The 25,463-nt window shown below is 52.4% G+C and carries 26 protein-coding genes; 25 read left to right on the plus strand and 1 reads right to left on the minus strand.

Annotated elements, in window-relative coordinates; genetic code table 11:
• Positions 1-152 precede the first annotated feature (152 nt).
• From C812_RS06275 to C812_RS06295, 5 genes are all read left to right on the plus strand, one after another.
• Positions 153-695 carry a Rieske (2Fe-2S) protein gene (locus C812_RS06275; RefSeq protein ID WP_016311824.1) on the plus strand — a complete coding sequence of 181 codons (543 nt, stop codon included), beginning with the start codon at positions 153-155 and terminating at the stop codon, positions 693-695.
• 16 nt (positions 696-711) lie between these two features.
• Entirely contained in the window at positions 712-1,383 is a 672-nt protein-coding gene (qcrB, locus tag C812_RS06280; RefSeq protein ID WP_016311825.1) for a menaquinol-cytochrome c reductase cytochrome b subunit, read from the plus strand.
• Positions 1,384-1,463: 80 nt separating this feature from the next.
• Complete coding sequence (locus tag C812_RS06285) at positions 1,464-2,339, plus strand: menaquinol-cytochrome c reductase cytochrome b/c subunit (protein ID WP_016311826.1); 876 nt, start codon at positions 1,464-1,466, stop codon at positions 2,337-2,339.
• 89 nt (positions 2,340-2,428) lie between these two features.
• Positions 2,429-3,055 carry a DUF1405 domain-containing protein gene (locus C812_RS06290; RefSeq protein ID WP_016311827.1) on the plus strand — a complete coding sequence of 209 codons (627 nt, stop codon included), beginning with the start codon at positions 2,429-2,431 and terminating at the stop codon, positions 3,053-3,055.
• Between the two features lie 58 nt (positions 3,056-3,113).
• Positions 3,114-4,037: a sporulation protein YpjB gene (locus C812_RS06295; protein WP_016311828.1), complete on the plus strand. Its 924-nt coding sequence runs from the start codon at positions 3,114-3,116 to the stop codon at positions 4,035-4,037.
• 78 nt (positions 4,038-4,115) lie between these two features.
• Here C812_RS06295 and C812_RS06300 read toward each other — a convergent pair whose 3' ends face one another.
• Positions 4,116-4,985, minus strand: coding sequence for a YitT family protein (locus C812_RS06300; RefSeq protein WP_016311829.1), 870 nt, complete (start codon positions 4,983-4,985; stop codon positions 4,116-4,118).
• Positions 4,986-5,194: 209 nt separating this feature from the next.
• Here C812_RS06300 and C812_RS06305 point away from each other — a divergent pair, with 209 nt between their 5' ends.
• From C812_RS06305 to C812_RS06400, 20 genes are all read left to right on the plus strand, one after another.
• Complete coding sequence (locus C812_RS06305) at positions 5,195-5,503, plus strand: nucleotide pyrophosphohydrolase (protein WP_036624731.1); 309 nt, start codon at positions 5,195-5,197, stop codon at positions 5,501-5,503.
• A 56-nt stretch (positions 5,504-5,559) separates the two neighbouring features.
• Positions 5,560-6,090, plus strand: a complete 531-nt coding sequence (locus C812_RS06310; protein ID WP_016311831.1) for a tetratricopeptide repeat protein — start codon at positions 5,560-5,562, stop codon at positions 6,088-6,090.
• A gap of 21 nt (positions 6,091-6,111) precedes the next feature.
• Positions 6,112-6,918: a 4-hydroxy-tetrahydrodipicolinate reductase gene (dapB, locus tag C812_RS06315; RefSeq protein ID WP_016311832.1), complete on the plus strand. Its 807-nt coding sequence runs from the start codon at positions 6,112-6,114 to the stop codon at positions 6,916-6,918.
• 14 nt (positions 6,919-6,932) lie between these two features.
• Positions 6,933-7,355 carry a methylglyoxal synthase gene (gene mgsA, locus C812_RS06320; protein ID WP_016311833.1) on the plus strand — a complete coding sequence of 141 codons (423 nt, stop codon included), beginning with the start codon at positions 6,933-6,935 and terminating at the stop codon, positions 7,353-7,355.
• Positions 7,352-8,065 carry a bacillithiol biosynthesis deacetylase BshB1 gene (gene bshB1 / locus C812_RS06325; protein WP_016311834.1) on the plus strand — a complete coding sequence of 238 codons (714 nt, stop codon included), beginning with the start codon at positions 7,352-7,354 and terminating at the stop codon, positions 8,063-8,065. The genes mgsA and bshB1 overlap by 4 nt, the downstream gene beginning before the upstream one ends.
• A gap of 39 nt (positions 8,066-8,104) precedes the next feature.
• A complete protein-coding gene (bshA, locus tag C812_RS06330; protein ID WP_016311835.1) occupies positions 8,105-9,265 on the plus strand; it encodes an N-acetyl-alpha-D-glucosaminyl L-malate synthase BshA in 1,161 nt (386 codons plus the stop codon).
• 158 nt (positions 9,266-9,423) lie between these two features.
• Complete coding sequence (locus C812_RS06335; protein WP_016311836.1) at positions 9,424-10,791, plus strand: CCA tRNA nucleotidyltransferase; 1,368 nt, start codon at positions 9,424-9,426, stop codon at positions 10,789-10,791.
• Positions 10,766-11,749, plus strand: a complete 984-nt coding sequence (locus C812_RS06340) for a biotin--[acetyl-CoA-carboxylase] ligase (RefSeq protein WP_016311837.1) — start codon at positions 10,766-10,768, stop codon at positions 11,747-11,749. The genes C812_RS06335 and C812_RS06340 overlap by 26 nt, the downstream gene beginning before the upstream one ends.
• Positions 11,750-12,058: 309 nt before the next feature.
• Positions 12,059-12,937 carry a 3-methyl-2-oxobutanoate hydroxymethyltransferase gene (panB, locus tag C812_RS06345; RefSeq protein WP_016311838.1) on the plus strand — a complete coding sequence of 293 codons (879 nt, stop codon included), beginning with the start codon at positions 12,059-12,061 and terminating at the stop codon, positions 12,935-12,937.
• Positions 12,934-13,836 (plus strand): pantoate--beta-alanine ligase, encoded by a 903-nt coding sequence (gene panC / locus C812_RS06350; protein WP_016311839.1) that lies wholly within the window; start codon positions 12,934-12,936, stop codon positions 13,834-13,836. The genes panB and panC overlap by 4 nt, the downstream gene beginning before the upstream one ends.
• Positions 13,836-14,219, plus strand: a complete 384-nt coding sequence (gene panD / locus C812_RS06355) for an aspartate 1-decarboxylase (protein ID WP_016311840.1) — start codon at positions 13,836-13,838, stop codon at positions 14,217-14,219. Before panC ends, panD begins: the two co-directional genes overlap by 1 nt.
• 535 nt (positions 14,220-14,754) lie before the next feature.
• Complete coding sequence (locus C812_RS06360) at positions 14,755-15,387, plus strand: tetratricopeptide repeat protein (RefSeq protein ID WP_333556734.1); 633 nt, start codon at positions 14,755-14,757, stop codon at positions 15,385-15,387.
• 197 nt (positions 15,388-15,584) lie between these two features.
• Entirely contained in the window at positions 15,585-18,440 is a 2,856-nt protein-coding gene (gene dinG, locus C812_RS06365) for an ATP-dependent DNA helicase DinG (protein WP_036624735.1), read from the plus strand.
• 41 nt (positions 18,441-18,481) lie between these two features.
• On the plus strand, positions 18,482-19,126 hold the full coding sequence (locus C812_RS06370) for a redox-sensing transcriptional repressor Rex (RefSeq protein WP_016311843.1): 645 nt from the start codon (positions 18,482-18,484) through the stop codon (positions 19,124-19,126).
• Entirely contained in the window at positions 19,123-20,421 is a 1,299-nt protein-coding gene (locus C812_RS06375; protein ID WP_016311844.1) for an amidohydrolase, read from the plus strand. The genes C812_RS06370 and C812_RS06375 overlap by 4 nt, the downstream gene beginning before the upstream one ends.
• Before the next feature lie 60 nt (positions 20,422-20,481).
• Complete coding sequence (locus C812_RS06380; RefSeq protein WP_016311845.1) at positions 20,482-20,967, plus strand: cell wall elongation regulator TseB-like domain-containing protein; 486 nt, start codon at positions 20,482-20,484, stop codon at positions 20,965-20,967.
• Positions 20,968-21,221: 254 nt separating this feature from the next.
• Positions 21,222-21,755 carry a hypothetical protein gene (locus tag C812_RS06385; RefSeq protein WP_016311846.1) on the plus strand — a complete coding sequence of 178 codons (534 nt, stop codon included), beginning with the start codon at positions 21,222-21,224 and terminating at the stop codon, positions 21,753-21,755.
• On the plus strand, positions 21,748-23,250 hold the full coding sequence (locus C812_RS06390; protein WP_016311847.1) for an AAA family ATPase: 1,503 nt from the start codon (positions 21,748-21,750) through the stop codon (positions 23,248-23,250). Before C812_RS06385 ends, C812_RS06390 begins: the two co-directional genes overlap by 8 nt.
• Before the next feature lie 137 nt (positions 23,251-23,387).
• Positions 23,388-24,260, plus strand: a complete 873-nt coding sequence (locus C812_RS06395) for a 3-hydroxyacyl-CoA dehydrogenase family protein (protein ID WP_016311848.1) — start codon at positions 23,388-23,390, stop codon at positions 24,258-24,260.
• Positions 24,257-25,462, plus strand: a complete 1,206-nt coding sequence (locus C812_RS06400; protein ID WP_016311849.1) for an acetate/propionate family kinase — start codon at positions 24,257-24,259, stop codon at positions 25,460-25,462. Before C812_RS06395 ends, C812_RS06400 begins: the two co-directional genes overlap by 4 nt.
• Position 25,463 lies beyond the last annotated feature (1 nt).

Genomic DNA, 25,463 nt, shown 5'->3' on the forward strand with positions numbered 1-25,463 from the left:
AGTGGGACAAGCTTTTTGCGGGTCAAAAAAATGTGTCAAATTCTTGACGCTCTTAAAACGCTAATATATTATTAATATGTCTTACGCGATGTTGTGATAATTATCATTGAAACGCACGGAAACAATTGCTTGACAAGGGGGGTTGAAGACATATGAGCAATCAGCATGACCAGCAGGAATCCTCGCACAAACCGCCTATTCGCAAAGAGATGTCCCGTCGGCAATTTCTTACATATACGCTAGGGGGCGCCACAGCATTCATGGTGGGTGGGGTGACGCTTCCTATGGTTCGTTTTGCGGTTGATCCGATTTTGCATAAGAAAGGCGAAGGGACCTTCGTTAAAGTTGTGGAAGTGAGCAAAATTACCAACGAACCACAGGAATTTTCGTTCGAGCTCAAGCAGCAAGACGGTTGGTACTTAAGCACAGCTTCCCTGACGGCTTGGATTCGCAAAGACGAAAGCGGCAAAATTTATGCGCTTTCACCGATTTGTAAACATTTGGGATGTACGGTTGGTTGGAATAACGACAAGAACTTCCCAGATGAATATCACTGCCCATGCCACGGTGCACATTACACCAAAGAAGGTAAGCAGCTGGCGGTCGCGTCGAAGCCGCTTGACGAGTACAAGGTTATGATCAAGGATGACTGGGTTTATCTGGGGGATATCATCCCGAACACCATCGTGAAATAAGGAGGCGTAGATACGGATGTTTAAGAATGTATACAACTGGATTGACGAACGTCTTGATATCACGCCGATTTGGCGCGATGTAGCCGATCACGAGGTTCCGGAGCACGTGAACCCTGCGCATCACTTCTCCGCGTTTGTGTATTGCTTCGGCGGCTTGACGTTCTTTATTACGGTAATCCAGATCTTATCGGGGATGTTCTTGACCATGTATTACGTTCCCGATATTATTAACGCTTATGCCAGTGTAGAATACTTGCAGACTCAGGTCGCCTTTGGCCAGATTGTCCGCGGGATGCACCACTGGGGAGCCAGCTTGGTTATCGTGATGATGTTTCTACATACGCTTCGCGTTTTCTTCACCGGTTCCTACAAGGCACCACGCGAAATGAACTGGGTAGTTGGTATGCTGATCTTCTTCGTCATGATCGGTCTTGGTTTGACGGGATATCTGCTGCCATGGGATAACAAAGCTTATTTCGCAACGAAGGTAACGTTGGAAATTGCCAACTCTGTACCGGTGTTGGGTCCGGTTATTAAGGAATTGCTGCAAGGCGGAACGATTGTAGGGGCGGAAACGTTAACTCGGTTCTTTGCCATTCACGTATTCTTCCTGCCTGCGGTATTGTTGATCCTCCTGGTAGGTCACTTTATCATGATCCGCAGACAAGGGATTTCCGGTCCGCTATAAGAAGCGTGGGACAAAGCTGATTTAAATGAATTGAAAGTAGTTTCGAATGACCTCTATAAGAGAAGGGGGGCAAAAAGGACATGGCTCATCATGACAATTCGAAGGAAAAGGTCGTATACGTCGGCGACTCCCGCGTTCGTAAGGGCAAGGGCTTTATTGCGCCTCCGGACTATACGGCGTATCCTGGTAAGTCGGAAGCGTTCATTCCTAACTTTTTGCTGAAGGAATGGATGGTTGGCGTTGTTGTACTCGTTGGATTCCTAGCGCTGACAATTTCAGAACCGGCTCCACTGGGCTTCCCGGCCAATCCGACGGCTTCGGTTATTCCGATGCCGGACTGGTACTTCCTGTTCCTGTATCAATATCTGAAATATCCATATGCCTCCGGCGATTACGTCGTTCTCGGTACAATGGGGATTCCGGCTGTGATGTTCGGCGGCTTGCTGCTCGCTCCATTCTTGGATCGCGGTAAGGAACGCCGCTTCTATAAGCGTCCGATCGCCTCGACACTGATGTTTCTTTCGATTGCCGCGGTTGTTTACTTGACGAACTTCGCTTGGACGCATTACCAGAAAGAACTGCAAGCAACAGGTCAAGTACCGGAACATATTCAACGGGAAGAACAAGCCCGTGAGAATCGGGAGAAGGGCTTGCCTACGTCGAATGCGAACCGTCAGGAAGAAGTGGCGATCGTGGATAAGGACGATCCGGCCATGGATGCATACAAGAAAGCGACCTGCGTATCATGCCATGGGGCTGACCTGAAAGGCGGGGCTGGACCTTCGCTTCGCGGCGTTGGTGACAAGCATGATAAGGACGCAATCCTTTCGATTATTAAAGAAGGATACAATGGCAAGATGACTGCAATGTACGATACTGCGATCAGCGCGGGCTTGACGGACCAAGACATCGACCACTTGGCTGAATGGCTTGCGAAACAAAAAGCAGAACAGTAAAATAAGTAATAATGAAAAACCTGATCGTCTTACGATCAGGTTTTTTTAAGCTATCGTACTATTATTGTAGAAAAAGAGGGAGATCGCGCTTGAAGATATCGGATCTATGGAGTACAAAGTTTCTATCCTCCCGCTTCATACTTTGGGCTTTGTTCGTATGTAATCTCTTGGGGACGATTTACGGCTATATATGGTACGATGCGCAGTTGCTGGACACCTGGCGGAATCATCCACATTGGCAAATCGTGTTCGTCCCCGACAGCCCAACCGCCAGCTTATTCTTCACGTTAAGCCTGTTGTTCCTGCTGTTCCCGTCGAAGTTAGCGAAATACTTCCGCCTCCGTACCTTGATCGAGGGGCTAGCGGTCGTGACGAGCGTGAAATACGGGGTGTGGGCCGTAACGATGATTTTCGCCGGGGCCTATCAGGGGAGCGAGCTGGTGTGGCAGGACTGGATGCTGGTCGCCTCCCATTTGGCGATGGCCGTAGAGGCGTTGTTGTTCGTCCGATTGTACAAGTTTGGGACGTTTATGTTGCTTGGGGCCGGTGCTTGGACGCTGCTCAATGATACGGTGGATTATACCTACGAAGTTTATCCCTGGTTACCGGAGACGTTGTGGGATGACGTTCCTGCAGTGGCGGTCTTTACCGTAATCTTGACGGTAGCGAGCGTTGCTGCCGGCTGGCTTGCGCTGAAACAAGCCAAACGCGCTTGAGGCCGGGGTTCTAACGTAGGACAGCCTGCCATACCATGATGGTAGGGAGGGGATGTCCGTGAGAAGAACTTGGTTGAGAGGAGCAACAGCCGTACTGACTTTGCTTGCCGCGACGCTGCTATGGACTTCGGTGGTATTTGCAGAGCCTGTGAAGAACGGAACCGAGAGCAAGCCATCTACGTCCAAGGCAGGGACGCCGGCGATGTCCGAACAGGAACGCAGCGAGCGGCTCAAGCAGCTGGAATTGGCATCGGAACGGCTATATGAGCATATGCAGCAAGGGAGTGGCCAAGAAGCGTTGGCCGACATGGAGGCGTTAATCCAAGCGCTGGAGGGCGTATCCTTTAAGGGGTTAACCTCGGTAGAGGGTATCCATGCCTTGGCGGAAACGATTATGGACACCAAAGAGACGTTAGTTAGGGCGGATGCTCAGCCTGAAGCCTGGGCGCTATCCTCAGCCCGGCTGCGGCTGGCGGTCAATAGTTTGCTACATCCCGATAAGGCCTTATGGCAGCAATATTATAAAGTGATGTCCGATGATTTGCAGCAGATGAAACAGGCGCGTGCAGGCGGCAAACCTGCGGGGCTGCGCAAGGCGTTCCAGGCGCTGCAGGATCATTACGATGTCGTGCGTCCGGCTGCAGTGATTCGTCGTCCGGCCTCCGAGATCAACCGTTTTGAGTCGTGGCTATCGTATACTGAAGGACTAAGCGGTGCACAATCCTGGGATGAAAAGGCTCTGAAAGGAGCGATCGAGCAAGGAGAAGGCGAACTCAAAGCGCTGTTTGGCCGCCGGGGAGACGAGCCTGTATTCCTGCCGGTCACCGGCGTGGACAGTCCGTGGTATTGGAGTGCGTTGATTGGGCTGTGGATCGTGCTTGCCTTGACCTACACGGGAATTCGGAAGTATCGCGCGGATCGAGCGGTAACTGCAGTTCGAGCACAGCGCCCGGCGGAAGAGATGAATCGGTACCGGCTTTAGGCAGGGATTTACGAAAAAAGCTTAAGAGGCAGGGAGAACCCTAAACCTCTTAAGCTTTTTTTTGATGGTAAGTGCGATTTAATCTTCTTTAAATCCTTCGCCATGCACATCGTGGACGTCATTGATGATGATAAACGCCCGTGGATCTACCGATTTGGCGATGGATTGCAACCTCCGACTCTCCTGCCTGGAAACGACGCAGTAGGCCACATGCTTCGCTTGCTTCGAGTAGGCGCCAATGGCTGGAATCAACGTAACGCCGCGGTCCATCTCCTTCGTAATGATATCGGCGATCGCGGGTGCATGGTCGCTGATGATCGTAAACGCCTTGGCTGAATATGCGCCCTCTTGAATAAAATCGATCACTTTCGAGGAGATATAGACGGCTACAAGCGTGTACAAAATATTTTCCTTCCTAATATAGAAGAGCGATAACCCGATAATGATGATGTCCAGCGTCAGGATGACCTGTCCCATGCTGAACCCGTACTTGCGGCCCAGAATCCGGGCTACAATATCCGATCCTCCGGTGGTGCCGCCGAAGCGGAAGACGATGCCAAGCCCTGCCCCTAGCGTCACCCCTGCATATAACGAGACGAGGATATAGTCCGTCTGTGTCTCAAACGGTAATATCCAGCCATGATCGATCATCTGTTCAAACAGCCACAGGAAGAGCGTTAACGAGCCGATACCAACTCCAGTCCATAGAATGGAGCGTCCGCCGAGGATTTTCCAGCCGATCAGAAACAACGGGATATTCAGCAGGAGGTTGGAAAGCGAAGGCGAAATGCCAAACGCATAGTTCAGCAGCAGCGTCACACCGGTAACCCCGCCTTCCATCAGTTGGTTCGGTAGGATAAAATAAAGAAGGCCAAACGCATAAATCGCCGTACCCAGCATGATGGGTAGCAGTGTTTTTAGAAATCCGGTCAATTTGCTCAATGCCATGAAAAAACCTCACCTGTCTCTAGCGTTATTTATGTTATGTACTGTGCTGCGGGCAATTGGATAGATCTGCCTCTCCTAGTATACCTTTTTCTTCGCCGATTAAAAAAGGATTTGTTTTCGTCACCTACTTACGATAACATAGGGAAAAACGGGACATAAAGCGGAGGGATCGGCACTTGGATCGGAACAATGAGAAATCTCTCGCGGAAATGCAGCGCGAAGTAGACCGTTATATCTCGCAGTTTAAAGAAGGCTATTTCAGCCCGCTGACGATGCTCGCTCGCATGACGGAGGAAGTAGGCGAGCTGGCCCGCGAGGTGAACCATACCTATGGCGAAAAGCCAAAGAAGAAAGATGAACCGGAAAATTCGATTGAGCTCGAATTGGGCGATATCCTGTTTATTACCATATGCTTTGCCAATTCCCTTGGGATTAATCTTACCGAGGCCCATGATAAGGTAATGCATAAATTTGCGACCCGCGATGCGGATCGTTGGACGAAAAAGGACACCGAATAGGGTCAATCTTCATATGCTGTTAGCATGATCATCCCTACAGTAAAGGGGGATAGCATATGAAGGCGGAGGATTATTTACAACGAGCTTACCGAAGCATCTACGAAAACGACTTTGCACAGGCAATGCACTGGTTCGAACGAGCGCTGGACGTCCAGCCGGATCACGCGGACATCCATTATCGCTACTCGATCACTTGTGCCCGGAGCGGGCAGCTGGATAAGGCGCTTCAACACGCGCGTCTGGCTGCAGCGCTGGAGCCTGAGCAGGACGAATATAAACTGCATTACGATCGTTTGCAGTCCATGGAACTGACGCAGATGGCCAGACGGCAGCTGGAGGCTGCCGGTGCCAAGCGGAAAGCGGCAGCTGAGCCAGCAGCCCGCATGTTAAAGCGTGCGGTCGAGCTGGACCCGTTGTCGTTGGATGCGCAGGTTTGGCTGGCAATCGCCTACGGCGAATTAGAGTGCTACGACCTTGCGCTGCAGGCGGTTCGGGACGCATCGGCCCTTCCTTTGGACGCTGGTGCAGCTGGTCAGCTTAAAGAGTTGGAGCAGCGGTTGAAGCAGCAAATGAAGCAATCATCATAGTAAAGAATGTGAGGAGATCGAATGTCTGAACCGATTAAAGTCGCCGTGGCGGGCGCCGCAGGCAGAATGGGCAGAGAAGTCGTCAAAATGGTGCTCCAGGACCCGGAGCTTCAACTGGTTGCTGCTGTGAATTTATCCAATGAAGGCATCGATGCCGGAACGCTGGTTGGCCTTCCGGCTTGCGGCGTGCCGATCACCACGAATTTAGAAGAAGCGCTGCGGGAGACGAGCCCGCGGGTGCTGGTTGATTTTACGACACCGCAGTACGCATATACGAACACCGAACTTGCGATTCGGTACGGCGTTTCGCCGGTTGTAGGGACGACCGGGTTTACGCCGGAACAGATCGAAGAACTGGACAAGCTGTGCCATGACCAGGGGATCGGCGGATTGATTGCTCCAAACTTCTCCATCGGGGCGATCCTGATGATGCGTTTTGCAGCGCAGGCGGCGAAGTATTTTCCACATCTGGAGATCATCGAATACCATGGTGACCAGAAGCTGGATGCCCCTTCCGGGACAGCGGTGAAGACGGCGGAGCTGATCGCGCAGAACCGGAAGGAGCTTCGTCAGGGCAACCCGAACGAGGAAGAGACGATTGAAGGCGCACGCGGCGGTTATTATAACGGATTTCGGATACATAGCGTCCGGTTGCCTGGTGTGTTTGCACAGCAGGAAGTGGTGTTCGGCGGCTTTGGCCAGACGCTGAAGATTCGTCATGATTCATATGAGCGTGCCGGTTATATGCCGGGCGTGAATTTGGCCATTAAGAAAGTCATTGACTGCAAGGGCATGATTTACGGGTTCGACCACTTCATGGATGAATAAAGGGGATAAGGCATATGTTAAACATCGCATTTATAGCTCATGACCGTAAGAAAGAAGATATCGTGAATTTCGTCATCGCCTACGAACATGTATTCAAAGGGAAAAAGCTTTATTCCACGGGAACAACTGGACAACAAATCATGGAAAATACTTCGCTTCAAATCCATCGGTTCCTATCGGGACCGCTTGGCGGCGATCAGCAAATCGGGGCGTTAATTGCTCAAAACGAGATGGATTTGGTCATCTTCCTGCGCGACCCGTTGTTGGCACAGCCCCATGAGCCGGACATCACTGCACTGCTGCGCTTGTGCGACGTACATGGAATACCCGTTGCAACGAATATGGCTACGGCAGAGATCTTGGTACGTGCCTTGGATCGCGGCGACTTCGGTTGGCGCGAACTGGTAGAACAAAATAAACCGGGGTTGACAAAATGAACGGTTTACTGGATATCTTAATCTTTGGGGCACATGCGGACGATGCCGAAATCGGCATGGCCGGAACCATCGCCAAGCATACTGCTGCAGGGTACCGCGTGGGCATCTGCGATTTGACCGAAGCGGAGCTGTCCTCTAACGGCAATCCCGTGCTGCGCAAGCAGGAAGCCGAGGCGGCAGCCGATGTGCTCGGATTAGCCGCACGCATCAATTTGGGACTGCCTGACCGCGGGTTAACCGGGTCGGCGGAGCAACTCGCCGCGGTTACTGAGGTGATTCGGCAGTATGCGCCGCGTATGGTTTTTGCTCCGTATTGGGATGATCGTCACCCCGATCATATCGAGTGCAGCAAGCTGGTGGAGGCGGCGGTGTTCAACGCCAAGCTGCGTCGGTATATGCCGGACAAGCCGGCGGTGGCTGCGCCTGAGCTTTATTTTTATTTCATTAATGACTGGGTATCGCCGGATCTGATCGTCGATGTGAGCGCAAATTATGAGCAGAAGGAGCGGGCGCTCCGGTGTTACCGTTCTCAATTTGAAGCCGGTTCACCGGGTGAAGACGTTGCCTTAACTCCGCTGAATCAGGGATATGTGGAACGGGTCAAAGCCCGCGATTCCCTGATTGGTCAGCGTGCTCTAATTCCGTTCGCTGAAGGTTTTATGACGAAAACCGCATATCAAGTTAATCTATTTGGCTCCCATCGTTCATAAGCTGGAAGAGGGAACAAACATAAAGGAGGCCCCCACCATATGGAACCATTTTTGAAAATAGGCATCACTTGTTATCCATCCTTGGGCGGTTCGGGGGTTGTGGCCACCGAGCTTGGGAAGTTGCTGGCGGATAAGGGCCACGAAGTCCACTTTATTTCGCATAGCGTTCCTTTTCGCTTAGGGAGTTACCATAAAAATATTTTTTATCATGAAGTTGAAGTCAGCGATTACTACGTGTTCCGGTATCCGCCTTACGATTTGTCGTTAGCGACCAAGATGGCTACGGTAGCCAAACAGCAAGGACTGGATGTTCTGCATGTTCACTACGCAGTGCCCCACGCGGTATGCGCGTTTCTCGCCAAACAAATGGTAGGTGACTCGCTTAAAGTCGTGACAACGCTGCATGGGACCGATATCACCGTCCTGGCACAGGATGAATCGCTGAAGGACTTGATTCGTCTGGCGATTAATGAAAGTGATGCAGTGACGTCGGTGTCCCGAGATTTGATGCGGGAAACTCGTGAGGTCCTCGATATTACGCGAGATATCGATTTGACGTATAACTTTGTGGATGAGCGGGTGTACTATCCGCGCGACGCCAAGAGCTGCCGGACGAATTTTGCTGCTCCGGGCGAGAAAGTGCTGATGCATATCTCCAACTTCCGGCCGGTGAAGCGGGTGAGTGATGTGGTGGATATTTTCCATCAAGTTAATCAGGAAGTACCGGCGAAGCTGTTGTTTGTGGGGGAAGGACCGGATCTGCCCAAGATCCAATGCAAAATCAAGGAGTTAGGCTTAGCCGACCGGGTGCATTTCCTCGGAAAACAGGACGATATCGCCCATGTCATCTCCATGGCGGACGTCTTGCTGCTGCCTTCGGAGAAAGAGAGCTTTGGCTTGGTCGCCCTTGAGGCAATGGCTTGCGGAGTGCCAACGATCGGTTCAATCGCCGGCGGGATTCCGGAGCTGGTGAAGCACGGGGAGACCGGCTACTTGGCGCCGATTGGCGATACGAAACAGATGGCGCAGCATTGCATCTCGCTGTTTAAGAATCCGGAGCTGGCGGAGCGGATGCGTGAAGCTTGTTTATCCCGGGCCAAAACCGAGTTCAGCAGCGATAAAATGATGGCCGCGTACGAAGAAATTTATTACCGTGTGCTCAATGTTCCAATGCCAACGTTAAATCCGGCTTGCGGTTGACGCGACCGTAAGTTTGATAAATGAGTTCATAGCATCGTAACGGCGCAGGGCTGGAGAGTCCTGCGCTTGCTGTGCCGTTTTTTTGTCTATGCTTGTAGTGATTTTGAAAGGAGGTGTCCGCAATCGAAAAACAACACTGGAGTCAAGTGGACCCCCTCATGCTGGCTCAGGGGGAACGTGTGCTGCGTATTTTGCGAGATGGCGGGCACCAGGCTTTTTTTGTCGGGGGCTGTGTCCGTGACGAACTGATGGGACGCCCGGTCCACGACATGGATATTGCTACCTCAGCCAAGCCGGATGAGGTGGTTCGATTGTTTGAACGCACGATCCCGACGGGGATTCAACACGGCACGGTTACGGTGATGATGGAGGATCATGCGTTTGAGGTGACGACGTTCCGCAAGGAATCGGATTACGCTGATTATCGCCGACCGACGTCCGTGGAGTTCGTTGATGCGGTGACCGAGGATTTGCGGCGGCGGGATTTTACGATGAATGCGATTGCCCGGGGGCTGGAAGGGGAGCTGATTGATCCGTTTGGCGGACAGATGGATATTGAGCGGAGGCTGATCCGCTGCGTAGGCGATGCCGAAGAACGGTTTACGGAGGATGCGTTGCGCATGATGCGGGCGGTCCGGTTCGCTTCGACCTTCGGGTTCCGCCCGGTCTTGAGCTTGTGGAAGGCGCTCCTGGCAGGCCGGGACAAGCTCGGCTATATCGCGACGGAGCGCGTGCGCATGGAGCTTGAAAAAATCGTGCTGGGCCCAGACCCGTTGCGCGGGCTGGCCCTGCTGGAACGCAGCGGGCTGCTGCGGTACGCGAAGGCGGCGCAGGAGCCCGTTGCGGAAGCGCTTGGCGCTGCGGCGGAGGCGGACGCCAATGCGGTGGCTGGCGCCGGCGCCGCGCTGGCGCGCCGCCTGCTGCACCGCGAGCCGCCGCGCCGGGCGCTGCTGGCGGCGTTGCCGCTGCTGGCGCCTGCGCCGCCGGCGCTGCGCTGGTCGCTGCTGCTGCAGGCGCTGGGCGCCCCGGGCGAGGCGGCTTCCCCGCTGCTCAAAAGCTGGACGTTCCCGAACCAGACCGCCCAAGAGGCGGCTGGGATCGTCCGCTTTGATGAAGCGTGGGGAGCCATCCTGGCCGAGGCGCCGGGCGAGCGCGAGCAGCGGCGCGGCTGGATCGGCCTGCAGGTCGCGTTTGGCCGCGAGACCGCCGCGTGGTGGCTGCGCCGCCAGCAGGCGGTGGTGCAAGCGGCCATTGGCGACGATGCGCAGCGGCAGGCCGACCAGGCGATATTGGCACGGGCGGCGGCATGGCATCGCGAGGTGCAAGTACATACGCTGAAGGAGCTCGCCATCAGCGGCGGCGACGTGCTGCAAGCGGCCGGCCGCAAAGGCGGCCCTTGGCTTAGCGAACTGCTGAAGCAACTGTTGATCGCGGTTGCCGCAGGTGAGCTGTCCAACGACCGGGCAACGCTCCTGAAACATGTGGAAATGGTGGTGAAGGATGATGGAAGCAAACCGATTGCTTGACATGCTGTTGGAGCATCCGGGGCAATATATATCTGGCGAGGAGCTGAGCCGCCGACTGTCGATCAGCCGGACGGCGGTATGGAAGCAAATCGCCAAGCTGCGTGAAGAAGGCTACGAATTTGAATCCGCTCCTCGCAGGGGGTACCGGTTGACCCGACAGCCTGACAAGCTAAGCCATGCCGGCTTGCTGCATGCCCTCCAGGGGGTGCAGACATTTGGCAAACGGCTGAAGCTGCTGGACAGCACGCCCTCCACGCAGGAAGAAGTCCGCAAGCTGGCGGATGAAGGCGCGCCTCACGGTACGCTTGTGCTCGCCGAAGAGCAGACGGCAGGGCGCGGGCGCCAAGGGCGCCGCTGGTATTCACCGCCGGGCAAAGGCGTATGGATGAGCTTGCTGCTGCGTCCCGATCGCCAGCCGCTGTCGATTGCACCGCAGTTAACACTGCTGACCGCTGTAGCGGTTTGCCGCGCGTTACGGAAAGTCACGGGTGTGGATGTCGGCATCAAATGGCCAAACGATATTTTAGCCCGCGGCCGGAAGCTGTGCGGTATTATCGTGGAGTCTGCCGCAGAGGATGAGTTGATCCGGTACGCCGTCGCCGGGATTGGCATTGATGTCAATCTGGCGGCCGCCGACATTCCGCCGGAGCTGGAAGCCATCGCGACCTCGTTATTGATCGAAAGCGGGCAGCGGATTGATCGGACAAGCTTGATCGGCGCAGTAGTGAAGGAGCTGGAGCAGCTTTACGAGCTGTATATTCAGGAAGGGTTTGCACCCATCGGTCATTTGTGGGAGGCGCTGTCGGTCACGTTGGGGCGGGAGATCACCGTGCATACGCCAAATGGAGTACTTCAAGGCACGGCAACCGGATTGGATTCGAGCGGCGCATTGCTCCTAATGGATCAGAATGGCCAACATTTCACGATTTTCTCTGGAGAAGTACAACTTGGCGGATGAAAAAATTAACGTAATTTGTTATACTGAGCACAGGAGGCGGTATCGGCATCGTCCTGAACTGCACTCCGGGTGCTTGTCGGAGGTATGAATGTGGTGAAAGTTCAAACCGTCAGCCGACGTTTTGAATGACCACAAATCAAGTTGCGTTGGATTCTGCTCTGAGCCGAAAGAGGACCGAGACAGAAGAACGAGGATGATAACTCACTCTTCTTTGGACTTCGGACCTTTTTAGTGCCAAACTAAAAGGTTTTTTTGTTGTGCGCGTTTTTGGAGGACTCGCACAAAGCCAAACCGAAGGAGATGGATCACATGGCAGGGAAACAAGCTTTGAACATTGTCAAAATGAAAAAAATGAAGCAGGACGGTATTCCGCTCGCGATGATTACCGCCTACGACTATCCGTCGGCTCAACTGGCTGAGGAAGCGGGGGCGGATTTGCTGCTGGTCGGTGACTCGCTGGGCAACGTTGTTCTGGGGTACGATTCGACGATCCCGGTCACATTGGACGATATGGTATATCATAGTCGTTCCGTTGCGCGCGGGGCGCAGCACACCTTCATCGTGGTGGATATGCCGTTTATGACATATCACGGAAGTATTGACGAAACGTTGCGGAACGTTCGCCGTTTAATGCAAGAGGGGCATGCCCACGCCGTCAAAATGGAAGGCGGCGCGGAGATCGCTCCTGCTGTTCAAGCCATCGTGCAAGCCGGGGTACCGGTGCTGGGGCACATCGGATTGACGCCTCAATCCGTGAACCAAATTGGCGGTTACCGGGTGCAGGGCAAAGACGCGGCCGATGCCAAACGGCTCATGGAGGATGCCAAGGCGTTGGAACGTGCCGGTGCCTTCGGGGTTGTGCTGGAGTTGGTCACGGAGGAAGTGGCAGCGGCCATCTCCCGCGAGTTGAGTATTCCGACCATCGGCATTGGCGCGGGACGCGGTTGTGACGGCCAGGTGCTCGTGTATCATGATGTGTTGAAATATACGGCAGATTACCGGGATAAACGGTTTGTCAAAACCTACGCCGATATCGGCGCACAGATCCGCCAGGGGATTTTAGAATATGTAACGGATGTCAAAAATCGCTCGTTCCCGGCAGAAGAGCATGTTTTCCGCGCGGATCAAGGTGTGCAGGAATCACTGGGAACTTTGTATGGTAAAGGAAAGGTGGAAGTCCGGTCATGAAGACCTTTGACAAGATTGTCCCGCTCCGTGAACAGTTGAAGGATGCGCGGTTCACAGCAGCGAAAGAAGGAAAGCAAATCAAAGTTGCGCTCGTGCCAACGATGGGATATTTGCACGAGGGGCATGCCAGCTTGCTGCGCAAAGCACGGGCGGAGAACGATCTGGTGGTGCTGAGCATCTTCGTGAACCCGATCCAGTTCGGGCCGAACGAGGATTTTGAGCGCTACCCCCGTGATCCGGAGAAAGACCTGACCTTAGCCGAGCGTGAAGGTGTGGATTTCGTCTTTTTGCCCACTGTAGAAGAAATGTATCCTGAGCCAACCCGTACTCACATTAAGGTCGACGGTTTGACTGATGTGCTGTGCGGTGCTTCCCGGCCGGGCCATTTCGACGGGGTCACTACCGTTGTAGGCAAGCTGTTTCATATCGTGCAGCCGGACCGTGCTTATTTCGGGCAAAAAGATGCCCAACAGGTGGCGGTCATTACGCGGATGGTAGAGGATTTGAACTTTGATATCGAAGTGATTCCTTGTCCAATCGTGCGGGAAGCTGATGGATTGGCGCTTAGCTCCCGAAATGTATACTTGAGTCCGGAAGAACGGCAGGCAGCGCTTGTTTTATCCCGCAGTCTTGAGGATGCAAGGGCTAAGGCAGAGGGGCAAACTCCTGTTACCGCAGGGGAGCTGCGAGCGGAAATCCGCGAGAAGATCAGCGCTGAACCGCTGGCGAATATCGATTATGTGGAAGTTTCGGATTTTCCGGAATTGTCGCCTTTGGCAGAGGATGAACGTGTTGATGCAGTCGGCCGCCAAAAAGGGGTGTTGATCGCCGTTGCCGTCAAATTTGGAACAACGCGGTTGATCGACAACGTAATTTTAACGAAAAGGGTGAACCCGTAATGTATAGAACGATGATGAAATCGAAAATTCACCGCGCCACCGTGACGGAAGCGAACCTGAACTACGTGGGCAGCATTACTATAGATGAGGATCTGATGGAGGCTGCCGATCTGTTGGAAAATGAGCAGGTTCAAATTGTCAACAATAATAACGGCGCCCGCCTGGAAACGTACGTGATTCCGGGACCTCGCGGCAGCGGTGTGATTTGTTTGAATGGTGCAGCAGCGCGACTGGTGCAACCTGGCGATATTGTCATCATTATTTCTTATGCCCAAATGTCACCGGAAGAAGTCCGCAGCCACAAGCCAACCGTCGTGTTCGTTGACGAAAACAACAAGCCGGTAGAAAAGGCGCATCAAGAACTCCACGCCATGATCCGCTAAATGGTTCATGAAGGCAACTTCGGATGACGAAGGTGCCATGGTAAGAGGGCTCGGCATTTTTGCCGGGCCCTTGGTGTGTTTAAATATGGTGCGTCCGCGTTACACTATACTGATGTCACCGGAATGTACATGAAATTTCAAGTACATTGGGTTGTGAGCCGCAGCAACCGCCGAAATGTACTTGATTTTTCGTATATAATCGAGCTGTAGTTCGCAATCCCCCGCAAATGTACATGATTTTTCATATAGAATTAGGCGAAATGCCCGGGGAACGCACTAATGTGTATGAAATTTCGAGTATAATCCACCCCAAAAGGGCAAAAACACCGCATTGTACATGAAATTTCAAGTACATTGGGCTGTGAGCCGCAACAACCGCTGAAATGTACTTGATTTTTCACATACAATTCCACATGACCCCAGAGATCCATCCTTCAAAAAGTGTAATTCCTCCCTGCCGGAATGAAATCGTCCCCCGAAACAAAAAATGTACGTAAGGCTCGGACTGATTTCATTTTCGTTAGGGGGGATGCGAATGATGTTTCAGCATGTGTTTGCGGAAATGAATGAAATGTTGGACGAAATCACGAGGAAATACCCCTTGGCCGGCCAGGCCCAGAAGCAGGAACTCGCGGAGAAATGGAGTCTGCTTCAGCATATGAGTGACGGCATTATCGAAGAATGGTTGAGCTTTGAGGAGAAAATGGGGTACTTACGCCATGCGTTCCGGAGCCTGGAGTCCAGAGAGATCCCCGATCTACCTGAATTGGACGACCCCGCCTTTGTGAAAGGCCAAGGATATTACAAGTTGCTGATGTTTCCCCAGGCTTCTGCTCAATTTGAGCAGGTGGTGAAGCAATTTACAGACAGCGTGTTAGCGCGGACCTATCTGGGGATGTGCCATCTGCACCTTGAGCAATATGACAGAGCCGCCAAGCATTTCTGGATCGTGCTAGAAAAGGCAGCAAATAAGCGGCTGCGTTCCATTATCTACAACGCGCTGGGGTGTATTGAGGCGCACAAGGGCATATTTGACAAGGCAAAAGAGTACTTCAAGTTGGCTCACCACCATGATCCGTCCTTGCCCGAGCCGTTGGCCAATTTGGAGGCCTGTGCGAACAGTACAGGGAAACTCCATTACGGTCCCGAGTTGACGTCGTTATTGTAGGATTTATGGCTCATTGTCTTGGAAGTTCACGCACTTATTACGGCATGTTTTGGAAGCGATGCGATCTCCCGCTTATGGCGGCGCATCGCTTGTTTTATTTTGTGATTTTTATTACAGATATGGTTTGTATTAATTTTCAAATTGGCTATCTTCTGTTATGCTGTAAAGAGACTGGAATGAAGGGACATCTAATTGCAATGAAATATGCTGTGCTTGATTTTGAAACGACGGGTAACCAGTCCTCTGATGAAATCATTCAAGTGGGACTTGCCATTATAGAGCCGGATCGATCAATTTCTCAGGTGTATCGTTCTTTCGTTAAGCCAGGCGTGCCGATTCCTCCGTTTATTACGGGGTTAACGGGCATCACTGAAGAGGATGTGAAGGATGCGCCAGAGCTGGACGAAGTGATGGTGGAGATGGTTCCACTACTTAACGACGTCGTGTTGGTTGGGCACAATGTAGCGTTTGATTTTAATTACCTGCAGAGCGCCTTGGACAAGACGGGGTATTTGCCGTTTACAGGACGGATTCTGGATACGATGGATTTCCTGAAAATTCTGTTCCCTTCACTGACTTCCTACCAGCTAGGGATGGTGGCAGCGGAGTTTGAGGTGGAGCATGAGCGTCCGCACCAGGCGGACAGTGACGCATTGGCGACAGCGCTGATTTTCCTCAAATGCTTGGAGGAATGTGACCGATTGCCGCTATTGACCTTACAGCGTTTGGCAGATCTGTTTGCCGGTGAGGACAGCGATCTCGGGTGGTTCTTTGACGCCATGGTTCAGGAGAAAGAGCGGGAAGCTTTGCCAAGCGAAGACGGCTATGTCTACTACCGCCAATTCGCCTTGCAGGTGGAAGATTGGCTCGACATCGAAGCGCCGAGGGACAGCGCGGAACGCAATCCGCTGGAGAACGTGACGTTCGAGCAGTTTATGGAGCAGGTCCGAGAACGGCTGCGGGAGCGGTTGCCGCAGTACGAGGAACGGGAAGCCCAGAACATGATGTTAAATGAGGTCATGCGGGCTTTTGAGGAAGATAAGCACTTGCTCGTGGAAGCCGGAACCGGAACGGGCAAATCCTTGGGATATCTGCTGCCAGCTATTTACCACAGCGTCAAGAATGAAGAGAAGGTCATGGTGAGCACGCACACGATCAACCTGCAGGAACAGCTTAGAGAGCGCGATGTGCCGTTGTTGACGGAGGTCGTGCCTTTTCCGTTTCGTGCAGCCGTTTTTAAAGGTAGGCAGCATTATTTGTGCTTGCGCAAATTTGAACATAAAATAAATAGAAAAGACTTCTCTACACCCAAAGAAGAGGTGATGACGGCCGCGCAAATGGTCGTATGGCTGACCCAAACAGAAAGCGGCGATGACGAAGAGCTGAATCTCGGCAATCGCGGCGGTGACTTTTGGGAGACAGTGGCCAGTGAGTCGGAATCCTGCTTGGGCCGCTCCTGTCCTTGGTTCCGCAAATGCTTCTATCATCGCGCAAAACACGAAGCCGGTGTCGCGGACGTGGTGATTACGAACCACTCTAAGCTGTTTACAGACATCCAGGCGGGACATCAGCTGCTGCCGGGCTACGAGCGATTAGTAATCGATGAAGCGCATCATTTAGAGGATGTGGCCGGCAAGCATTTGGGGATTCATATGAAGTATTTTACGGTTGTGCATACGCTGACCCGGCTGTATAAAGACAGCAAGACGGGGCAATTGGCCAACCTCCGCAGCGCGCTCGAAGCGTCAGCCGCGGAGAAATCCTCGGAATGGTGCTCAGTCATCGACGGGATCTATCCTACGCTGGTGGATGTGAAGGAGAGCTGGGACAAGCTCAGCGAGCTGCTGTTCAGCTTAATGCCTGACCGCAGTGACGCCGCGCCTGGTGATCCCGGACAGTTCGTGTACCGGTTGCTGCCGAACCGCAAGCCCAAGGATTGGGAGACGTTGACCGCGCTAGAGAATCAAATTTATGTAGGTCTCGGCGACGTGCTTCGGAAAGGGGAGCGCCTTCTGTCCGAAATCCGAGAAGAGCAGGACGATTATGCAGCGGAGAGCTTGATCACCGATATTAGCGGGTTGTTTAAAGATTTAGCCGGAGAACGGGAAGCGCTTCGCTTCTTCATGAAGCTGGAGAGCGAGGATACCGTCTATTGGATAGAAGCGAACGGGAACTTCCGCAGCCGGTCGCTGCAAATGTATGCGGTGCCGATTGATGTCAGCGCTCAGTTGAAGCAATTTTTCTTCGATCGGAAGAAGAGCGTCGTCATGACGTCTGCGACTTTATCTGTGGATAAATCGTTCCAATATATGATTGAGCAGCTTGGCTTGACGGAGGCAGCGGAAGAGGATCGGCTGATCACCGCGATGCTGCCATCGCCGTTTAATTACCGTGATCAGGCGCTGCTGGTGATTCCGCGCGATTTTCCAAGTGTGAAAGGCAGCGTGGGGGATGACCATTTCATTAACACGCTGGTACAATCACTGGCGGATGCCGCGGTGGCGACACAGGGGCGCATGCTAGTGCTGTTTACATCGTACAAGATGCTCAGGCAGGTGTATGACCCGCTGAAAGAACGGCTTGTAGCGGAGGGCATCACGGTGATCGGGCAAGGGATGGACAGCGGCAGCCGCACCAAGCTGACCCGGCGCTTCCAAGGGAACAGCGCATCGGTGCTGCTCGGGACAAGCAGCTTCTGGGAAGGGGTGGATATCCCTGGCGAGGCGTTGACCAGTTTAGCGATTGTACGCTTGCCGTTCCAGCCGCCAAACCATCCGCTGGTGGAAGCGAAGAGCGAACGCCTGCAGCGGGAGAAGAAGAATCCATTCATGAAGCTGTCTGTCCCGCAGGCGGTCATTCGCTTTAAGCAAGGGTTCGGACGGCTTGTCCGTTCGTCGCAGGATCGCGGCATCGTGATCGTTTATGATACCCGGATCCTGGAATCATATTATGGAAAATATTTCTTATACTCATTGCCTGGACCGAAGATGGAGCATATGCCATTAACTCAAATGGTGCCGCGTATCTCGGAATGGTTAAATCCCGAAGCCTAAGCCGCTTCATAGATCGTAATGGAGAATAGGGGGAACAATGCATGAAGTCAGATAAAATTTCGGACGCTGTCGTCCGCAGACTGCCGGTTTACCTGCGTTTTTTAAATGAACTCAGCCGCCGTGAGGTGCCAACGGTGTCCTCCCAGGAGCTTGGACAGAAGCTGGATCTTAATCCGGCGCAAATCCGTAAGGATTTAGCTTATTTCGGCGATTTTGGCCGAAAGGGGATCGGCTACGATGTCGCTTATTTGATTGAGAAAATTCAACAAATTTTAAATCTGGACCAACAGATTAACGTTGCGCTGGTGGGCGCCGGGAATCTGGGCCAAGCCCTTTCGAATTATAATGCGTATTTGAAGGATAATATGAAGATTGTTGCGGTGTTCGACGCTTCGCCGGCGAAAATCGGCAAGCAGATCAACAACATTACGATTCAGCCGATCGAAGAGCTGGCGGAAACTGTTCGAGCGAAAAATATCCGCATTGGCATCATCACCGTACCGGATACAGAAGCCCAACGGGTGGCGGATGAGCTGGTGGCCGCCGGAATCGGTGCGATTCTGAACTTCGCGCCAACGATTCTGAAGGTTCCGCCGGAAGTTCGGATTCATGCGGCTGATTTCACCACAGATTTGCTGAGCTTGGCTTACTACTTGGAAAACGGAAAGGAAACAAGCAACGTATGAGTCGGAAATGGTTAATTAAGAACGGGACGTTTGCCGTATTAGATGCGGAACGTCCTGTGGTTGACGGATATATGCTCGTTGAGGGCGATACGATCAGCTATATCGGGGAAGAGCGCCCGGAAGGCGTGGAAGGCGCCGAGACTTTGGACGGCAAAGGCTTGTTGTTCCTGCCGGGCCTAATCAATACCCATGGCCATGCGGCGATGTCGCTGCTGCGCGGTTACGGAGATGACATGGTGCTGCAAACCTGGCTGCAGGAGAAAATGTGGCCAATGGAAGCCAAATTTACGGCAGCGGATGTGTATGCCGGTACGGCATTGTCCGTGCTGGAAATGCTCAAGGGCGGGACGACGACGTTCCTGGATATGTACGATCATATGGACGAAGTGGCCAACGTCGTGGAGGAATCAGGCATTCGCGCCGTGCTGATGCGCGGAGCCATCGGTTTGTGCTCCCCGGAAGAGCAAGATCAGAAGCTCAAGGAAGCGATCGCGTTTGCACAGAACTGGCACGGCAAGGCAGAAGGACGCATCACCACGATGATGTCACCGCATGCACCGTACACCTGCCCGCCAGCCTTCATCGAGAAATTTGTGCAAGCTGCCCATGATCTCGATTTGCCAATGCATACGCATATGTCGGAGACACGCGCCGAGGTAGAGCAGAACGTGAACGATTACGGCGTCCGTCCGGTAGAGCATTTGTTGAAGCTGGGGATGTTCTCCCGCCCAACCCTGCTTGCCCATGCGGTGCATTTGACCGACGAGGAAATCGATATCTTGGCATCCCACGGGGTTACAATTTCGCATAACCCGGGCAGTAACTTGAAGCTGGCCAGCGGTGTCGCCCGCGTACCCGAACTCTTGAAGAAAGGCGTAGTGGTATCGCTGGGGACCGACGGTCCGGCGAGCAACAATAACCTGGATATGCTGGAGGAGATTCGTTTGGCTGCGCTGATCCATAAAGGCGTATCCGGCGATCCAACGGCGGTTCCGGCACTGGAAGCCTTGAAGATGGGAACGGAATACGGTGCAAAATCAGTCTTCTTGCAAAATACAGGCAAGCTGGCTGCAGGCATGAAGGCAGATATTATCGCCTTGAACACGGAGCAAGCCCATTTCCTGCCGAGAACGGATTATATCTCCCATACCGTTTATTCCGCAGGGGCCAAGGATGTGGAGCATGTCTGGGTGAACGGCAAGCAGGTTGTCAAACACGGGGCTTGCTTGACGCTGGATGAGGAACGTATCCGCTACGAGGCGCAGGCGGCGTTTGAGGGACTGCTGGCACGATAATGAGCGGCGCGCGGTTTCCAGAAGGAGGCTGCTTGCATAGGAAGGGAAAGGAAGAGAAGCTTGAGGAAGCGAACGAAATGGATCCTGCTGTCCCTTGTGATCCTGTTGATCGTGCTCCTGGGTCTCCACCGGTTTTATCTATACATTCATGAGGATACGTGGGAAGCCGAAAGAGCCGCCATTCAGCAGGCAAAGCAAGAGACAGATCTCGTCCGGGGCGACAAAGTTTGGAAGTCGGTATGGGATGAAGTCATCTGGGTCGTACAAGGTGAAGATGCTTCCGGTCGTCAGATGATGGTCTGGCTGCGGGAAGGACATGATCCGGAGGTACGCCTACTGGCTGATGGCAAGTCCGAGAGCCAAATGCGTGAGATTATCAAACAATCGTTGCCGGGGATCCGAGTGGTTCGGCTGCTGCCAGGCATTTACAATAATCAACTGGTGTGGCAGCTGTTCTATAAAGAGAAGGACCACCATTACTACCGGTTTTTCAGTTTCACGACCGGCGAGGCTTTGCCGGAAGTGTTCACCCTGCCGAATCGCTGACGGGGAGTCTATGAATGAATCATATCTAACGGTTTCGTTGTTTAGGCGAAGAGCCTGAATGGCGGAACCGTTTTTTATGTTTGGCTTGAGAAATTGTAGCATTTCGGGTTAGAACTACTAGGCTTTATTTTTAAATATATTCACACATTCCTTCGAATTTATATATACGATGTGATATACTGATACTTGTAGTTTTGATATACGTGAATATATATAATATAGTAGATTATTTATATAGATAAGGGGGACATCACGTGAAACTGCGTATTGGACCAATTGCTGCAAGCATTGCTATTTCCGCCCTTGTATTATTTGGTGGATGGTTCTTATATCGGCAGTGGGCGATTGAGCGTCCGCTGGAGAATATTGTGAAGAGTGTAGATGGGGTTAATCATGTCGATATGAATGTGAAGGCGGATGAGCTGGAACTGAAGCTGAATTTGAAGCCCGGGACGGATTTGGGTGAATTGGTTCGGCACATTGAAAAGAACGGGGAGAAGCAAATCGGCAGCCGTACATTGAAGCTGAATATCGAGGATCATTCCTCGCCGGAGCTTGACCAGTTGTGGGAAAATGCGATGTTTACTGTCGCCCAGGCCATGGAAAATAAGCAATATACCCAAATTACGGCTGCGCTGAAACAGATGGAGCAAGAGAACAGCAAGCTGCAGGCTACGGCGGAAATGGATGAGAAAAACGTGTACATCACCTTAACAGACGGACAATACAGCAAATTTATTATTTTGCCGCGTACGCCGGAACGGATGGGGGTATGGCCAAATGCGTAAATGGATCATTGAAGCTGCTCTTGGCTTTATACTTGTACTCATCGTCTTTTTGGCGTTCATTGGCGTGAACATCATTCCACTCGTTACGGCTATCGTGTTATTTGGCGTGGTATTTGCCATGCTCAAAATGCGGGGCGGCATCACGATTGGAGCGGCCCAGGAACGGAAACGCAAAAAGCGCGGACCGGCGAAGCTGACCTTCGAGCAGATTGGCGGTCAGGAGAGCGCCAAGCAGGAGCTCTGCGAAGCGCTGGATTTCATGGTGCGCCATGAGGAAATCAGCAAGTTTGGCATCCGGCCGATTAAAGGGATATTGCTGACCGGTCCTCCTGGAACCGGCAAAACTTTGCTTGCCAAAGCAGCGGCGCATTATACAAACGCGGTGTTTGTGGCCGCTTCCGGCAGTGAGTTTGTAGAAATGTATGTTGGCGTGGGGGCTAGCCGGATTCGTGATCTGTTTAAAGAAGCGAGAACCCGCGCGGCCAAGGAAAACAAGGAAAACGCGATTATTTTCATTGATGAAATCGAGGTCATCGGCGGTAAACGTGAAGGCGGACAGCAGCGGGAATACGATCAAACGCTCAACCAGTTGCTTACGGAAATGGACGGCATTTATACGTCCGATACGCCGCGGATTTTGCTGATTGCTGCAACCAACCGCAAGGAGATGCTGGACAGTGCGCTGCTGCGGCCGGGCCGTTTTGACCGACATATTCAAGTGGATTTGCCGGACAAGAAGGGACGCCGCCATATCCTCGAACTGCATGCCGCGAATAAACCGCTGCGGGAGGACGTCGACTTGGACAAAATCGCCGAGGAATCGTTCGGCTTCTCCGGCGCTCAACTGGAAAGCGTAATGAATGAAGCGGCAATCTATGCGATGCGGGATGGCGTGGATCAAATCACCCAGGAACATCTGTCAGTCGCGATCGATAAAGTGCTGATGGGTGAGCAGACCGATCGTCAGGCAGCAGAGGAAGAGAAACGTCGCGTTGCCATTCACGAATTGGGCCATGCGATTGCTGCAGAGGTTGTTGCTCCGGGCAGCGTCAGTCAGGTTGCTCTAAGTCCGCGCGGAAGAGCGCTGGGTTATGTCCGGCACAATCCGCAGGACGAGAAGTACTTATATACGAAATCGTATCTGGAAGGTCAAATCATGATCGCCTTGGCCGGGGCTGCCGCAGAAGAAATTTATTATGGTGGTCGCAGCACCGGATCAAGTAACGATTTCGAGCAGGCGTTAAAAATCGTGCATACGATGATGACGTCGGGGTTGACCGAGTTGGGGATCGTGAATATGGATATGGTGACAACTGAGGTGCTGATGAACGAAAACACTCGAATTTTGGAGGATCTTGCGGCCAGAACGAAGCAGTTATTGGAACAGCATTCGGCAGTTTTTGACAGATCCCTAGAAATACTGTTAAAAGAAGAACGCCTTTCCGGCGAGCAATTTCGTTGTCAATTTCGTGACAGCGTCCATTTACCGGCATAAATCATGGTGCCGGTTATTTTTTTTTACTTTTTCTTCGTGCTAAGATATTATTATATGTTGGGTGTTAAAAGATGTATGTTTCGACATCTGGAAAACCATATTATGTACAGATGATGAAAGGATGGAGCGAGAGGACCATGAATTACAAACGAATTGGTGTCATCGGCGGCGGCACAATGGGTCAAGGCATCAGTGAAATGCTGGCTGCTAAAGGACTGGACGTGTTGCTCGTGGAGGAGACAGCCGATAAATTGGATCATGCCTATAACATGATCGAGACGAGTCTGGATAAACAACTTGAGAAATGGGCAATTACAAAAGCGGAGAAGAAACTGATCTTATCCCGTATTCATAAAGTTACACACTTTGCCGAACTCGGTACCTGCGATATGGTGATCGAGACCATTTCGGAAGATTTGGATGCAAAAAAAGAGGTATTTAAGCAACTGGACCAAGTTTGTCCAAGCAACATTATTTTAGCAAGTAATACCTCCACGCTGAGTTTGACCGAGATTGCCGGCGGAACGAAATATCCGGAGCGCGTCATCGGCATGCACTTTATTTATCCTGTTGCTAAAATCAACCTGGTAGAAATCATTCGCGGTCTGAAAACTTCGGATACGACGTTTGAAGAAACGAAGCGGTTCGTTGAAGAAGTCGTAGAGAAACGCGGCATCATGGTATATGAATCTCCGGGCTTTGTCACATCCCGGATTATTTGCGTTATGATCAATGAAGCGTTGCATGTATTGGGTGAAGGCGTTGCTTCTGCTGAAGAAATCGATGAAGCGATGCGCATGGGTTACCAATTCCAATATGGACCGCTGGAGATGGCCGACCGCTTTGGTCTGGATTCGGTGCTGGCCGCTTTGGAACGGATGTTCCGCGAATTCGGCGAGTTGAAATACCGTCCTTCTTTCGTGCTCAAGAAAATGGTCCGCGCCGGCAATTTGGGTGTTAAAACGGGCGAAGGCTTCTTTAAATACGATAAGGACGGTGACCGGCTGTGAAAGTGTTAGTAATTAATGCAGGAAGCTCCTCTTTGAAATATCAGCTGTACGATATGACCGATGAAACCGTATTGGCTAAAGGTCTGGTTGAACGGATTGGCATGGATTCCTCGATCCTGACCCACAAACCGACGGGCAAAGAAGAAGTGACGGAAGTCAGCGAAATTCTGGAGCATACAACGGCGATCCGTAAAGTGCTTGAGAAATTGACCGACAAAGAGCATGGCGTTCTGTCCTCGGTTGACGAAATTCAAGCGGTAGGTCACCGCGTCGTGCATGGCGGCGAAACGTTCAAAGGCTCTGCCCTCGTTACGCCGGAAGTAAAAGCTGAAATCCGCCGCTTGTTTGATCTGGCGCCGCTTCACAACCCGCCGGCAATCATGGGGATTAATGCGGCTGAAGTGAACATGCCAGGCGTTCCTAACGTAGTGGCTTTTGATACAGCCTTCCATCAAACAATGGAAGAGAAAGTGTACTTGTACCCGATTCCGAAGGTACTGTATAAGAAGCATCGCATCCGCCGTTATGGCGCACACGGTACCTCGCACCAATATGTCAGCCGTGTAGCTGCGGAATTTTTGAACCGTCCGATTGAAGAACTGAAGATCATCACTTGCCACATCGGGAACGGGGCCAGCTTGACCGCGGTGAAGGGAGGAGTATCGGTGGATACCTCCATGGGTCTGACGCCTTTGGAAGGCTTGATGATGGGTACGCGCAGCGGTGACTTGGATCCAACGGTCGTTACCTTTGTCATGAATAAGGAAGAGCTGTCCATCAGCGAAGTGAACTCGATGCTGAACAAGCACAGCGGTCTGCTGGCGATTTCCGGAAGCAGCAGCGACATGCGGGATATTACCGATGGTTGGGAAGCTGGCAAACCGAATGAAACGCTCGCTTTTGAAATGTATGAATATCGCCTGCGTAAATACATCGGTGCATATGCTGCGGCCATGAACGGGGTTGACGTCATCGTCTTTACGGCTGGCGTGGGCGAGAACTCGGCGATCGTCCGTGAGAAAACCTGTGAAAACCTCAGCTACTTGGGTGTCGAGCTGGACAAGGAACTGAACAAAGTTCGTTCTGGGGAACCGCGCCGGATCTCGACTCCGAATTCGAAGGTCGAAGTTTTGGTGATCCCGACCAACGAAGAGCTGATGATCGCTCGCGATACGCTGCAGATCGTGCAGGAATCGAAGTAAA

It is taken from the genome of Paenibacillus barengoltzii G22, assembly GCF_000403375.2.
Lineage (GTDB): Bacteria > Bacillota > Bacilli > Paenibacillales > Paenibacillaceae > Fontibacillus > Fontibacillus barengoltzii.